Origin of the sequence: Erythrobacter sp. (genome assembly GCF_036351135.1) — a bacterium.
GTDB lineage: Bacteria > Pseudomonadota > Alphaproteobacteria > Sphingomonadales > Sphingomonadaceae > Erythrobacter.
Map to the genome: position 1 here is coordinate 1 of NZ_JAZBON010000020.1, position 13,663 is coordinate 13,663.

At 62.7% G+C, this 13,663-nt stretch carries 9 protein-coding genes, 1 tRNA gene and 1 pseudogene; 3 read left to right on the top strand and 8 right to left on the bottom strand.

The window, feature by feature from the left end; genetic code table 11:
• Window positions 1–466: pseudogene (locus V2I30_RS05715) on the top strand (recombinase RecA); the annotation flags it as partial.
• A gap of 270 nt (window positions 467–736) precedes the next feature.
• Entirely contained in the window at window positions 737–3,436 is a 2,700-nt protein-coding gene (alaS, locus tag V2I30_RS05720; protein WP_330661118.1) for an alanine--tRNA ligase, read from the top strand.
• Window positions 3,437–3,470: 34 nt separating this feature from the next.
• Here alaS and V2I30_RS05725 read toward each other — a convergent pair whose 3' ends face one another.
• The 8 genes from V2I30_RS05725 to cpdR all read right to left on the bottom strand — a co-directional run bounded on the left by V2I30_RS05725 (window position 3,471) and on the right by cpdR (window position 12,313).
• Complete coding sequence (locus V2I30_RS05725) at window positions 3,471–3,656, bottom strand: hypothetical protein (protein WP_330661119.1); 186 nt, start codon at window positions 3,654–3,656, stop codon at window positions 3,471–3,473.
• A gap of 46 nt (window positions 3,657–3,702) precedes the next feature.
• A complete protein-coding gene (locus V2I30_RS05730) occupies window positions 3,703–5,463 on the bottom strand; it encodes a cation:proton antiporter domain-containing protein (protein WP_330661120.1) in 1,761 nt (586 codons plus the stop codon).
• A 44-nt stretch (window positions 5,464–5,507) separates the two neighbouring features.
• Window positions 5,508–7,148 (bottom strand): GNAT family N-acetyltransferase, encoded by a 1,641-nt coding sequence (locus tag V2I30_RS05735; RefSeq protein WP_330661121.1) that lies wholly within the window; start codon window positions 7,146–7,148, stop codon window positions 5,508–5,510.
• Window positions 7,149–7,171: 23 nt separating this feature from the next.
• Entirely contained in the window at window positions 7,172–8,392 is a 1,221-nt protein-coding gene (locus tag V2I30_RS05740) for an NADP-dependent isocitrate dehydrogenase (RefSeq protein ID WP_330661122.1), read from the bottom strand.
• Window positions 8,393–8,635: 243 nt separating this feature from the next.
• Window positions 8,636–9,331, bottom strand: a complete 696-nt coding sequence (locus V2I30_RS05745; RefSeq protein WP_330661123.1) for an SDR family oxidoreductase — start codon at window positions 9,329–9,331, stop codon at window positions 8,636–8,638.
• A 116-nt stretch (window positions 9,332–9,447) separates the two neighbouring features.
• A tRNA-Val gene (locus tag V2I30_RS05750) sits at window positions 9,448–9,522 on the bottom strand.
• A 673-nt stretch (window positions 9,523–10,195) separates the two neighbouring features.
• Window positions 10,196–11,701, bottom strand: a complete 1,506-nt coding sequence (locus tag V2I30_RS05755) for a zinc ribbon domain-containing protein (protein WP_330661124.1) — start codon at window positions 11,699–11,701, stop codon at window positions 10,196–10,198.
• 222 nt (window positions 11,702–11,923) lie between these two features.
• On the bottom strand, window positions 11,924–12,313 hold the full coding sequence (cpdR, locus tag V2I30_RS05760; RefSeq protein WP_330661125.1) for a cell cycle two-component system response regulator CpdR: 390 nt from the start codon (window positions 12,311–12,313) through the stop codon (window positions 11,924–11,926).
• A 108-nt stretch (window positions 12,314–12,421) separates the two neighbouring features.
• Between cpdR and V2I30_RS05765 the strand changes: the two genes are divergently transcribed.
• A complete protein-coding gene (locus tag V2I30_RS05765; RefSeq protein WP_330661126.1) occupies window positions 12,422–13,447 on the top strand; it encodes an N-formylglutamate amidohydrolase in 1,026 nt (341 codons plus the stop codon).
• Window positions 13,448–13,663 lie beyond the last annotated feature (216 nt).

The window sequence follows — 13,663 nt, forward strand, 5'->3', positions numbered from 1 at the left end:
CATGGTGATCTTCATCAACCAGCTGCGCATGAAGATCGGCGTGATGTACGGCAACCCGGAGACGACGACCGGCGGCAACGCGCTCAAGTTCTACGCCTCGGTCCGCCTCGACATCCGCCGCACGGGTCAGATCAAGGATCGCGACGAGGTGATCGGCAATTCGACGCGCGTGAAAGTGGTCAAGAACAAGGTCGCGCCCCCGTTCAAGCAAGTCGAATTCGACATCATGTATGGCGAGGGCATCTCCAAGATCGGCGAGATACTCGATCTTGGCGTCAAGGCCGGCATCGTCGAGAAGTCGGGCAGCTGGTATTCCTATGACAGCGTGCGCATCGGCCAGGGCCGCGAGAACGCCAAGGTCTATCTGAAGGAAAACCCCGAAGTTTGCGACCGGTTGGAAGCCGCCATCCGCGGTAAGACCGACGAGGTTGCCGAGGAGATGATGACCGGTCCGGACGCGGACTGAGCATTCGCCTCCTCAAGCGGGTGCGTACAGGTTGAACGGGGCGCGAGGTCCTGTGGCACAACCTGACGCCGCCCGGAGAAACGGAAAACCGGCCCGAGGCCCGTTCCTGTCGCTGGGAACCGCGCCCGGGCCGGTTTTTCGTTGGTCACGGCCGGCCGCGGCTGCCAGGTCGGAGTCGTTCGCGGCCCCATCGCGCGCCCCCATCGCTCACGCGCCAGCGGACCTTTCGCTTGTCGCGATGCAGCGCAGGGCTTACTTGGCGCAGCCATGATGTCCAGCGCCACCACCAACGATATTCGCCGCTCGTTTCTCGACTTCTTCAAAGATGCCGATCATCTCGAAGTGCCCAGCGCCCCGCTCGTGCCGCACAACGATCCGACACTGATGTTCGTCAATGCCGGCATGGTGCCGTTCAAGAACGTCTTCACCGGCCTCGAGACGCCGCCCGCCCCGCGCGCCGCCTCCTCGCAGAAATGCGTGCGCGCCGGGGGCAAGCACAACGATCTCGACAATGTCGGCTACACCGCGCGCCACCACACCTTCTTCGAGATGCTCGGCAATTTCTCCTTCGGCGACTATTTCAAGGAACAGGCGATCCACAATGCCTGGACCCTGCTGACGAAAGAATGGGGCCTCGATGCCGGGCGCCTGACCGTCACCGTCTACCATACCGACGACGAAGCCTTCGATCTCTGGCGCGCAATCAGCGGCCTGCCCGAAGATCGCATCATCCGCATCGCGACCAGCGACAATTTCTGGTCGATGGGCGAGACCGGCCCGTGCGGCCCATGCTCGGAAGTGTTCTACGACCACGGCGAGGACATTCCCGGCGGCCCCCCCGGCAGCCCGGATGAGGACGGCGATCGCTTCGTCGAGATCTGGAACCTCGTCTTCATGCAGTTCGACCAGCAGGCCGACGGCACGCGCCGCGACCTGCCGCGTCCCTCGATCGACACCGGCATGGGCCTCGAGCGGATCGCCGCAGTGCTGCAGGGCGTGCACGACAATTACGACACCGACACGTTCAAGGCGTTGATCGCGGCGTCGGAAAGCCAGACCGGGGTCGAGGCGCGCGGGGATCACACCGCCTCGCACCGCGTCATCGCCGACCATCTGCGCTCGACTGCGTTCCTGATGGCCGACGGGGTCCTGCCGTCCAACGAGGGCCGCGGCTACGTGCTGCGACGCATCATGCGCCGCGCCATGCGACACGCGCATCTTCTGGGCGCATCCAAGCCGTTGATGCACCGCCTCGTGCCGGCGCTCGTCACCGAGATGGGGCAGGCCTATCCCGAATTGCCGCGCGGGCAGGCGCTGATCGAAGAGGTGCTGCTGCGCGAGGAGACGCAGTTCCGCCGCACGCTCGACAAGGGGCTGAAGCTGCTGGACGAGGCGGCCGGCGATCTCGATGCGGGCGCCGAGCTCGACGGCGAAACCGCCTTTCGCCTCTACGATACTTACGGCTTCCCCTACGACCTCACCGAAGACGCGCTGCGCGACCGGGAGATCGGCGTCGACCGTGCGGGGTTCGACGCGGCGATGGCGCGTCAGAAGGAGGCGGCGCGCGCTGCCTGGAAGGGCTCGGGCGAAGCGGCGTCGGACGAAATCTGGTTCGACATCGCCGAGCGCGAGGGTGCGACCGAGTTCACCGGCTATTCTGCGACCAGTGGGGAAGGCACGATCGTCGCCATCATCAAGGACGGCGCAGAAGTCGAACGCGCCGCTGCCGGCGAGACGGTGCTCGTCGTCGCGAACCAGACACCGTTCTACGGCGAGAGTGGGGGCCAGACCGGCGATAGCGGCACGATCGCCCGTCCCGGCGGCTCGGATTCGCAAGGCGCGATGGGCCGCGTCGAGGAGACCCGCAAGCCGCTCGGCCGATTGCATGTTCACCAGGTCCGGATGGAGCAGGGCGAGATCGCCCGTGGCGACAACGTCCAACTCGACGTTGACGCCGAGCGCCGTGCGCAGATCCGCGCCAATCACTCGGCCACGCACCTGCTCCACGCCGCCCTGCGCGCGCAGCTGGGCGATCACGTAACCCAGAAAGGTTCGCTGGTCGCGGAAGACCGGTTGCGGTTCGACTTTTCTCATCCTCGTCCGCTGGGCAAGGAGGAGATCGCCGCAATCGAGGCCGAGGTGAACGCCGAAATCCTCGCCAACGAACCAGTTGGCACGCGGCTGATGAGCCCCGACGAAGCGGTCGAGGCGGGCGCGCTCGCGCTGTTCGGCGAAAAATACGGCGAAGAGGTGCGCGTCCTGTCGATGGGCCGGATGGGAAGCGCGGGCAAGGGCCCGGCGCGCAACTATTCGGTCGAATTGTGCGGCGGCACCCATGTCCGCGCCACCGGCGATATCGGCGTCTTCCGCATCATTTCGGAAAGTGCCGTCTCCTCCGGTGTCCGCCGGATCGAGGCGTTGACGGGAGAGGCGGCGCGCGACTGGCTGGTCGCGCGCGAAGAGGCGCTGAAAGCCGCCGCTGCTGCGGTGCGCGCAGCGCCCGAAGAGGTGCCGGCGCGTGTCGCGGCGCTGCTCGATGAGCGCAAGCGGCTCGAAAAGGAGCTGGCCGAGGCGCAAAAGGCGCTGGCGTTGGACGGTGGCGGCGCGGCACGGTCCGATGGACCGCAGGACGAAGAAATCGGCGGGATCGCTTTCAGCGGTCAGGTGCTCGTCGGCCTCAACCCAAAGGAATTGCGCCCCCTGCTCGATGAAGCCAAGACGCGGCTCGGCTCAGGCATTGCCGCCCTGGTTGCCGTAAACGACGGCAAGGCGGCGATCGCGGCTGCGGTGACCGAAGATCTCACCGGTCGTTTCAGCGCGGTCGAACTGGTGCGCGCCGGGGTCCAGGAACTGGGCGGCAAGGGCGGCGGCGGGCGGCCCGACATGGCGCAGGGCGGAGGACCGGACGGCGACAGGGCCGAGGCCGCGCTCGATGCGATAAGGTCTCGACTGGCTGCAGTCGACGCCTGACCATCAGGCGCGGCGACTGCTGGCCTATGCGCGCTCAGGCGGCGGGCGTCTTTTTCGTCACGCCATCGCTGCCCTGCTCGACATCGTTGCCGCCGGTATCGCCCGGATGGCCGCGGCCCTTGTCGGTCGGCGCCTGATCCTTGCGCGTGCTCTGCACGTTTTGCGGCTTGAACTTCTCGTCGTTCGGGATCGGCTTGGTCGGATCTATGTCCTTGCTCATAATCTTTCTCCTTTTGCCGTACCAACGCATGGGACCGGCAAAAGGTTCAGCCCTCCAGCGTCGATGGACGCAATTTGGGCGGTTCCTTGAGTTCTCCATCGATCTCCAGCCGCGCGCGATATTCGTCGCGCTTCTCGTGGATCGAGGCGATGACCGGCCCCATCGCCACCCCGATATCGACGAGCACGGCTTCGGATAATTGCAGCGAGCTTTCGAGCGTTTCGGGGACGGCATGGCTGGCCCCGGCACGGTAGAGCTGGGCGGCGTGATCGGTATCGCGCGCGCGGGCGACGATCAGCAAATCGGGATATTCGGCGCGCAACTTCCCGACCAGGCGCTGCGCGAGCACCGGCTCGTCCATCGTCAGCACCACCGAAGGCGCGGTCGCGATGCCGAGCCGGTCCAGCGCATCGCCGCGCGCTGCATCGCCGAATGTCGCGCGGTAGCCATCGCGCCGCGCCCGGTCGATCAGGTCGGGATCGGAATCGAGCAGGACGTAGGACTGATCGTGCGCGGTCAGCATGTCGGCGATCAGCCGCCCGACGCGCCCGCCGCCGACGATAATCGTGCGCGGTTCGTCCTCGTCCCCGTCGGGCAGTTCGGGCGCGGAATCGACGCGGCGTGCGATCACGCGGCCCAGCTTCGCCAATAGCGGGGTGATGGTGAGGCCGATCGCGGTTACGGTCTGCCAGAATTGCGCGGTTTCCAGATCGATCACAAGCGCGCTGGTGGCGGCGGCCAGCACGATCAGCGTCGTCTCGCTGGGGCTCGCCATCAGCACGCCCGTTTCCGCCGCGGTGCTTCGCCGCGCGCCCATCAGGCGCAACAGGGTTCCGGTGACCACCGCCTTGAAGACGAGCACCCCGACCACGGCCGCGACGATCTCGGCGAGGTTGGCCGCGATGTCGGCAAGATCGATGCTCATGCCGATGGTGATGAGGAAGACGCCGAGCGCCAAGCCCTTGAACGGGTCCATGATCGCTTCGACCTCGCCGTGATATTCGGTTTCGGCGATCAGCAGGCCGGCGATCAGCGCACCGACGATCGGGGATAGGCCGGTCGCGGCGGTGGCGAGACTGGCGCCGATGACGACGAGGAGCGAAGCGGCGAGGAAGAGTTCGGGGCTCTTGGTGCGGGCCGCCTGACTGAACAGGCGCGGCAGCGCCACGCGCCCCACCACCAGCAGGACGAGAATGACGAGACCGCCATAGATCAGCGTGTTGGTGATCCCCTGAATGCCGTCCTCGGCGTTGGGCGCGAGCGCGCCGAGGATGAAGATGATCGGCACGATCATGATATCCTCGAACAGCAGCATCGAGAGCGCCGCGCGGCCCACCGGAGTGCGCGTGCCCGATATCGGCAGCACGATCGCGGTCGAGGAGAAGGCGAGCGCGAAACCCAGCGCGAGCGCTGCGGTCGTATCCATTCCCACATACTGACCGAAGAAGGCCGCCGAGATGCTGCCGATGATCAGCAGCTCGAGACTGCCGAGCCCGAACACCAGCTTTCTCAGCTGCCACAGTCGGTTGAACGACAGTTCAAGGCCGATCGCGAACAGCAGCAATATAATCCCGAAATCGGCGAAGGGGGTTAATCGCTCGGGGTCGGATATGGTTATGAAGCGCAGCCAGGGCACCTCGCCCACCAGCGAGCCGAGGCCGAATGGGCCGACGAGGATGCCGATCAGGATGAAACCGATGATCGGCGTGATGCGGAAGCGCGCGAAGACCGGAATGACGATCCCCGCCGATCCCAGGATTACCAGGGCGTCCTGCATAACAGGAGACATCGTGAGTTCGCCGGCCATATTCGTCGATTACCGCGCCTGCGAAGCGCTGTCATGCAAATGCGTCATCCGCCGCCATGACCTCGCGCACCGCTGGCGCTCGCAGGAGGCGTGTCCACCTCTTCGCCGAGCCGGTCGGAGATGTTGCCGACGCGGGCGTCCCATTCGATGCGGTAGAGGTCGAAGCGGCGATCGGCGAGGTTCTGCACGGTGCCCTCGGCGCGTGCCCATTGCAGGTCGGCGAGGTTCACGTCGCTGATCGTCAGCGTCTCGACATTCTCGCTCGCCTCCGCCGCGATCCCGTCGCGCGCGAAGGGGAAGTCGCAAGGTGTGAGGATGCAGCTTTGAGCGTATTGAATGTCCATATTGGCGACGTTGGGGAGGTTGCCGACATTGCCGGAGAGGACCACGTAGCACTGGTTTTCGATCGCGCGGGCCTGCGCGCAGTAACGAACCCGCATATAGCCCTGGCGGCTGTCGGTGCAGAAGGGCACGAAGATGATCCGCGCGCCCTCGTCGACCAGGCGGCGGGCGAGCTCCGGAAACTCGCTGTCGTAGCAGATGAGGACGCCGATCGGGCCGCAATCGGTCGGGATCGCATCGATGCTGTCGCCGCCCTTGATGTTCCACCAATAGGCCTCATTCGGAGTCGGGTGGATCTTCTCCTGCGCATAGATCGATCCGTCGCGCAGACATACATAGGCGACGTTGTGAATGTCGCCGTCGGGCAGCTTGGTCGGGTGCGATCCGCCGATGATGTTGATGTTGTGGCTTAGCGCAAGTTCGGACAGCGCCGCGCGGATCTGCGGCGTATAGTGCGAAAGGCTCTCGATCGCTTCCATGGGGTTGAGCTCGTCTTCCTCGGCGCTGAGCAGCATCAAGGTGAACAGTTCTGGGAAGACGATGAAGTCCGCTTCGTAATCAGAGGCAACGCCGACGAAGTACTTCACCTGCCGCATGAATTCGTCGAAACCCGAAACCGCGCGCGCCTGCAACTGGCAGGTGGCGATGCGCACGCCTTCGACATCGCGCGGCAGGCGGTGCTTGGGCGGGGCGTCGGCATCGACATAGGGGTTGCGCCAGACCATCCGCACGGCATTGCCGCGGCTCGCCTTGTCCTCGGGCAGGTAGCCGGGCAGGATGCCCGAAGGCTCGAACCCGTTGGCCAGTTGAAAGCGCAGGACGGGATCGTGGACCTTCCCTTCGAGGATCAGGTCGAGATATTCCCGCGGGTTTTCGGCGCGGTTGTTCTTGCGCCGCTTGGCCCGCGCATAGCCCGGCATCCGCCCGCCGAAGACGATGCCAGTCAGGTCGAGCCGTTCCGCCAGCGCCCGGCGTTCCTCGTAGAGACGCCGCCCGAGCCGTGACCCGCGCACATTGGGATCGACGCAGAGCTCGTAGCCGTAGAGCCAGTCGCCGGTCGGATCGTGGCGCGAGCCAAAGCCGTTGCCGGTCACCTCGTCCCAGGTGTGGTCGGACAGCGCGACATTCTCGTCGAGCCGCATCGAGGCGCAATAGCCGACGATCTTCCCGTCGAGCACCGCGACGAAGCAGCCGTCGCGGTAATTGTTGATCTGTCCGCGGATCTCGCCCTGCGTATAGGCGGGCAGATCGTCATAGGCGCGGCGGACGAGATCGCCGATGGCGCGCACGTCCTTGAGCTTCGCCTGCCTTACCTCAAGCCGCGCCTTCGACCCGCCCGCCATCGCCTAGAGAACAACCGGGCCGATCAAGCCCAGTTTTCCATCTCTTTCTCGAGGTTCTCGACGATCGCCTCGAAGAACTGCTCGGTGGTCAGCCAGTTCTGGCCCGGCCCGATCAGCAGCGCCAAGTCCTTCGTCATCTGGCCGTTCTCGACCGTCTGGATGCAGACCCGCTCGAGTGTTTCGGCGAACTTCACGACGTCGGGCGTCTCGTCGAACTTGCCGCGATACATCAGGCCGCGGGTCCAGGCGAAGATGCTGGCGATCGGATTCGTCGAGGTCGCCTTGCCCTGCTCGTGCTGGCGAAAGTGGCGGGTGACGGTGCCGTGCGCGGCTTCGGCTTCGATGGTCTTGCCGTCGGGCGTCATCAGCACCGAAGTCATCAGGCCGAGCGAGCCGAACCCTTGCGCCACCGTGTCGGACTGAACATCGCCATCGTAGTTCTTGCAGGCCCACACGAACTTGCCGGACCATTTGAGCGCGGCGGCGACCATGTCGTCGATCAGGCGGTGTTCGTAGGTAATGCCGGCTTCTTCGAACTTGTCCTTGAACTCGTTCTCGTAGATCTCCTCAAACAGGTCCTTGAACCGGCCATCGTATTTCTTAAGGATGGTGTTCTTGGTTGAGAGATAGACCGGCCACTTGCGGTCCAGCCCGTAATTCATCGAGGCTCTTGCAAAGGCGCGGATCGAATCGTCGAGATTGTACATCGCCATCGCGATGCCCGAGGTCTCGAACTCGAACACATCGAGATCGATGTTCTTGCCATCTTCACCCTCGAACACCAGGCGCAGTTTGCCCGGGCCGGGGATGAGGGTATCCTTGGCGCGGTACTGATCGCCGAAGGCATGGCGCCCGACCACGATCGGGTGGGTCCAGCCCGGCACCAGACGCGGCACGTTGTCGATCACGATCGGCTCGCGGAAGACCACGCCGCCCAGGATGTTGCGGATCGTGCCATTGGGGCTGACCCACATCTTCTTGAGGTCGAACTCCTCGACGCGCGCTTCGTCGGGTGTGATCGTCGCACATTTGACGCCGACGCCGTGCTCCTTGATCGCGTTCGCCGCATCGACCGTAATCTGGTCGTCGGTTTCGTCGCGCTTCTCTATCGAAAGGTCGTAATACTTCAGGTCCACGTCGAGATAGGGCAGGATCAGCCGCTCGCGGATCCACTGCCAGATGATCTTCGTCATCTCGTCGCCGTCGAGCTCGACGACCGGGTTCTTGACCTGAATTTTCTGCATGTCTCTGCCCTATCCCCTGGACTGAATGTGTGTGGCTTGCGCGCGCTCTAGCAGAGGTGCGGACGGGCGCAAGCGGCGCTCGCTTTCCTACTGGATGGAACAGGTGGAACACGGTTCTGGAGAAGAATTCCGCGGCCCTGAACCCCCGCGAAAAGGTAAGGGCTTTCAGGCGGATGACGAGCGGCGAGGTCATGGCGGGAGACGCTAGAGCACCCGCCCCATGTAGGAAAACGCGGACGCGCTCTAGAACGGCCAGAATTCCTCGATCAGCGCCGGCGGGGTCTCGAGCGCGGCGCTTTCCTTGCGCGCGACGAACGGCCGCTCGCGCACATGCTTTTCGAGCGTCGCGCATTCAAGCATGAACTGCGCGAGGTCCGGGCGACGGGTTCGCAGAGTGCCGGCGGGCAGATCGTCCAGCGACACTTCGAAATCGCCGGTCCGCTCACGATTGAGCAGCCAGCCGGGGCGGACCGCAGTCCAGTCGATGTCTTCGCACACGCGCAAGATCCGCTCCATCTCGCCCATCTGGCGAAAGATGCGATCGAGCGGCGCGGTCGCCGCCTTGAACCAGATCGGCACGGTCGCATCCTTGTCTGCGAAGGCAGCAGAGATCGTCACCAGTCGTTTGACCTTGGCCTTGCGCATCGCGGTGATCATGTTGACCGCGCCTTCGGTGTAAAGCGGCGGCGGATTGACCAATGTCTGCGGATCGCGCGGCACGCCGACCGCGGAGATGACATAGTCGATCCCGTCCATGAGATCGTCGAGGCCGCCGCTTAGAAGGTTGGCCTCGCGCGTTTCGAGATTGGGATGCGAGCGGAAGTCGCCGGGAAAGTCACGCTCGGCGGCACGTACATGATGGCCCGCCGCAAGCGCCTGATCGAGCAACGCGCTGCCGGTGTCGCCGGTGGGTCCGAAAAGAAGGATATGGGATGTCATGCGCGCCCAACGAACGGCGCGCGACAAAGTGCCAAGGCGCGGCTGAAAACCCGCCCTACGTTCACCCGCCACGCGTGCAGCTTTGCTAAACAGTTACCGATGAGGGGGGAGGATAATGGTGGGCGTAGGAAGAGTTGAACTTCCGACCCCTGCGATGTCAACACAGTGCTCTACCACTGAGCTATACGCCCACGCGATTATCGCCGGCACGCCATATCGCATGCGGGAGGCGGCGCACTAGCGAAGGTGGCGCGGGGTTGCAAGCGATTTGGTTGGGGAGGTGGATCGGGGGTTTCGGATTTGAGTGTTTCGACCCGATCTCGGAAAGAGTCGATTTGTAGTTTAATTGCAGAAAGAAGACAAGAGACGGACAGAGAACTACATAAAGAAAAAAGCAAAAGAGGCCCACCCACCCACCGGATTTGGCTGGTCCGCTCAAAAGGGGAGCAGAAAAAGGATCGCTGGACTGAGATCGGCGCTATCTGGCTGCACAAGGGTGACAAAGGCGGGAGTATCGTTTCCAACATGATCCCGCTCGAAATGATCAATGGCGCAGGTCGGATCGTTTATCGGGCAGTGTGATCAATAGAGGTATACTATGCGACGAACGTTCGCAAAGTGTCTCTTGGGCGCTAACTAGGGATCGCTTTACAAAACGAGAAATAAATCTGCATTTGCAATGTCGAGACCATTCAAAAACAGCGGTAGAAGAAATCGCTATCGCCGTCAGCAACAAAGGCCATTCTTCGCCCGTTGCGATCGATAGTAATTACTGCTTCGGCTCGTTGAGTTGGGCCACGTTCATCGTCCATAAATTCCATACTGAGCCGATCATTGTTTAGTTCATAAGTTCCAGTAAAACGATCAAACCACCTGAACTGTCCAGAGTTGAATACCGCATATCCCCCGTCCCGAAAGCAATCGATAAGCGCTTTCCGAGTCCCGCCAAATACCCCTCAGCTGGGAAGCGCCAGCGAGGTTGCTAGTTTCAGAGGGGAAACTGTACAGACTGTCGTCAAAAACGTTATTGAACGCATACCCAGCAATTTTGCCATCCACATCAACGATAGCCTGTGCAAAATCCGAGTCTTCCATCTCGTCGCTTGGGATACCACTCCTCCAAGCAATACGTCTTACGACAGAGTCCCCTACGTTAAGTCTGAAAAGTACTGGGGAAGTTGGATCAGGTTTTGCATGAACATCAACTTCCCGCTCTACAATACCAAAGAAAGACGTCCTTTGAACATTCCACTCTTCCGAGAGGGGGGCACGCGGGTCGGCCATCGCTAGTGCTGCGTCTGAAGGAGAAGCCGAGGCTGGCTGACCTTGATTCGGTTTTTGCTCTGCCCGCGCGCGAGCAATAGCTTCCTCATAGTCACGGTCTATCTCATCGAAGCGTTGCTCAGCATCGATCACCTTGCTGGCGATATTAAGTGCGATTAAAAGAGTCGCGAAGCTCGCTGTTGCGATCGCGAGAGCATAAGAAAACTTGTGCTTAACTCCAAGCCGACCAATGATGTCGGCAGCGGTGCGCATCCTGTCGATCTCAACTCCTGGGATCGCTCTGCGGCGGAACAGCAATGTATGGCGGATTACATATTTTTGGCCGTCATGGTTAGATTGATCAGCGAGGATGAGAACCATCCATTTTTTCCAAAATGAAGTGCGATACACGACTTTCTGGATATCGGAGAGGAGGAAAATTGGGCCGGGCTTAGCTTGCCAATTTTTTCCGCTTTTTTGGAGGTCTCTAAAGACCGATATCCAATCATCATGCACGACCATAAGGTCAAATGGACGTTTGATCAGCTGCCGCAGCCGCAGAAACGCTACTATCGGAACACCTATAAAGGCGACGGCAAGAATGAAATAAATGAGAATTTGTTCGCCAGCGATCCAATAAATCAAAGCGCAAAGCGTGACAATAAATAGAAATCCAGCAAAGAGATAGCCTAGGCCGCGAAGGATCAGTGACCAGTCTTCCCACTCAGCCTGTCCTCCTGCAATGGTGTAAGTCGTTTCCAGATCACGAAGCGCGGCGAGGCTGTTGAAATCTGCAAATTCTAATATCTTATCGTTTGTCGTTTCTAAACTTTTTCCCCTATGCGGGTGTTGGGTTCGGTCCGTAATTCTGTCTGGTTGTGAGCTTTCCTGCGAGACCATGACATCTGCTGGTTCTCCAATCCTATCCTCGGAGGTTGACTTTGGCGGCGATGCTAAAGCATTCGTATCGTTTGCGCCTTTAGGTGTTTTATCCTTCGACGCAGCTTGCGCTTCAAGGGTCGCGCTGACAGGCGTGCCGCAGTGTGGGCAATTCGTTGCTCTGTCTGAAACTTTGCCGCCGCACTCAATACAATCTAAAAGTGCCATTCGATCAGCCCCACCACCCAATAGCTAGCGCAAGTTGGTCGAAAGGCTATCAGTACCCGCTGTTAGTTCAAGGCATATCATTGGCTACCTCCACGGAGGCTCGCACTTCTTTTAGAGCATCAGCGCCCACGCATCACCGCGGGCGCTTCACCCCTCAGCCGACGGCGCTACTGTCGCTGCACGATGGCGAGCCGTAAGAGGAAATCCGAAAAAACTGCGGCGCTAAATCCGCGCCTTCGCCTGGTCCTCGAACACCCGCTCCACTTCCAGCACGAGGTCGCGCAGGTGGAAGGGTTTGGAGAGAACCTTCGCGTGCGGCTGTTCGCGGCTGGCGCGTAGGCTTACTGCGGCGAAGCCGGTGATGAACATCACCTTGGTGCGCGGGCTCACCTCGGCGCAGCGTTGGGCGAGCTCGATGCCGTCCATTTCGGGCATGACGATGTCGGAAAGCAGCAGGTCGAAGCTCTCCGATTGCAGCAGCGGAAGCGCCGCCGTCCCGCGATCGACGCTGGTGACTTCGTATCCCGCCTTGACGAGCGCGCGCTCGAGATAGAGGCGCATCGCGTCTTCGTCTTCGGCGAGCAGGATGCGAGGGGCAGAGGGTGTGTTCATGGGACAGGCGCATACAGGAAAACGCTTAAGAAATCTTTGGCCTTTTCCCTGCCGCCCACCGCTATTGGCTTTTGACAGGCGAGGGCAAATTGGGCAGGCGAACCGGCGATGACTCGTCCCGCTTCCAGTCGCCCTGCCAATCCCCCGCAGGGGCCCGAAACCGCCGCCGCTCGCCGCTCGCCATCGCCCGATGACGGCGCGTCCATCCAGGGCGGGCGGGTCAGCGCCGAATGCGGCGAAGCGGCGTTTACCATGGCGGTGCCCGCGCGCTCGCCGCTTCCGGTGCTGATCGCGGTGCCGCATGCCGGGCGCGCCTATCCGCGCGCGGTGCTGGACGAGATGCGCGATCCGCTGCTCAGCCAGCTGAGGCTCGAGGATCGGCATGTCGATGCGCTTGGTCGAGAGGTGGCGCGGCTGACGGGCACGGGATTGCTCGTCGCCCATGCGCCGCGCGCGATGATCGACCTCAACCGCTCGCAGCGGGATGTGGACTGGGACATGGTCGCATCGGGCGGCGAGGGGGAGGGCCGTTTGAGCCGCCGCGAGCGGCTGACCGGACCGGGCGCACGCGCGCGCAGCGGGCTTGGCATCGTGCCGCGCCGGCTGCCGGGCTTCGGCGAAATCTGGCGCCGGCCCCTGCCGCGCGCCGAGCTGGAACGGCGGATCGAGGACATCCATCGCCCCTATCACACGGCGCTGGGCGAAGAGCTTGCGCGGATCCGCGAGGGCTGGGGCGCGGCACTGCTGATCGATCTGCATTCGATGCCGCCGCTGCGCCGCCAGCCGAGCGAGGAACGCAGCCCCCGGATCGTCATCGGCGACCGGTTCGGCGCCTCGTGCCACGCCTCGATCGCGAGCGCGGCGCTCGCCCATCTCGAACATCATGGCTACCCGGCGGCGCATAACCGCCCCTATGCGGGGGGCTACGTGCTCGATCGCCATTCGCGGCCCGCGGACGGGTTTCACGCGGTGCAGCTCGAAGTGTGCCGTTCGGCCTATCTCGATGCGGGCTTCAACGAACCGACGCGGGGGCTGGGCCCGCTGGCGCGGATGCTGGCTGGGCTCGTGCGGGTGCTCGGCGCGCAGGCGGCGGGGCTGGGCGCGGGCGGCGAGATGCCACAGGCGGCGGAATAGGAGCGCGGGGGTGCTGGGAGTCGCTCGCCGCTCTTTCCGAACCAGACAAAAAAATGCCACCTCGTGCGAATGAGGGGGGGTGCACGAGGTGGCCAGGTTCAGGGAGGGATGGCACCCGCTTGGGGTGCGATCCCGGACGGCCCATGAGGGGGGTGGCCGCCCGTTTTCGTAATATAGGAAAAGGGCCGCCCGCCTTCAAGAACGGGCGACCCCCTA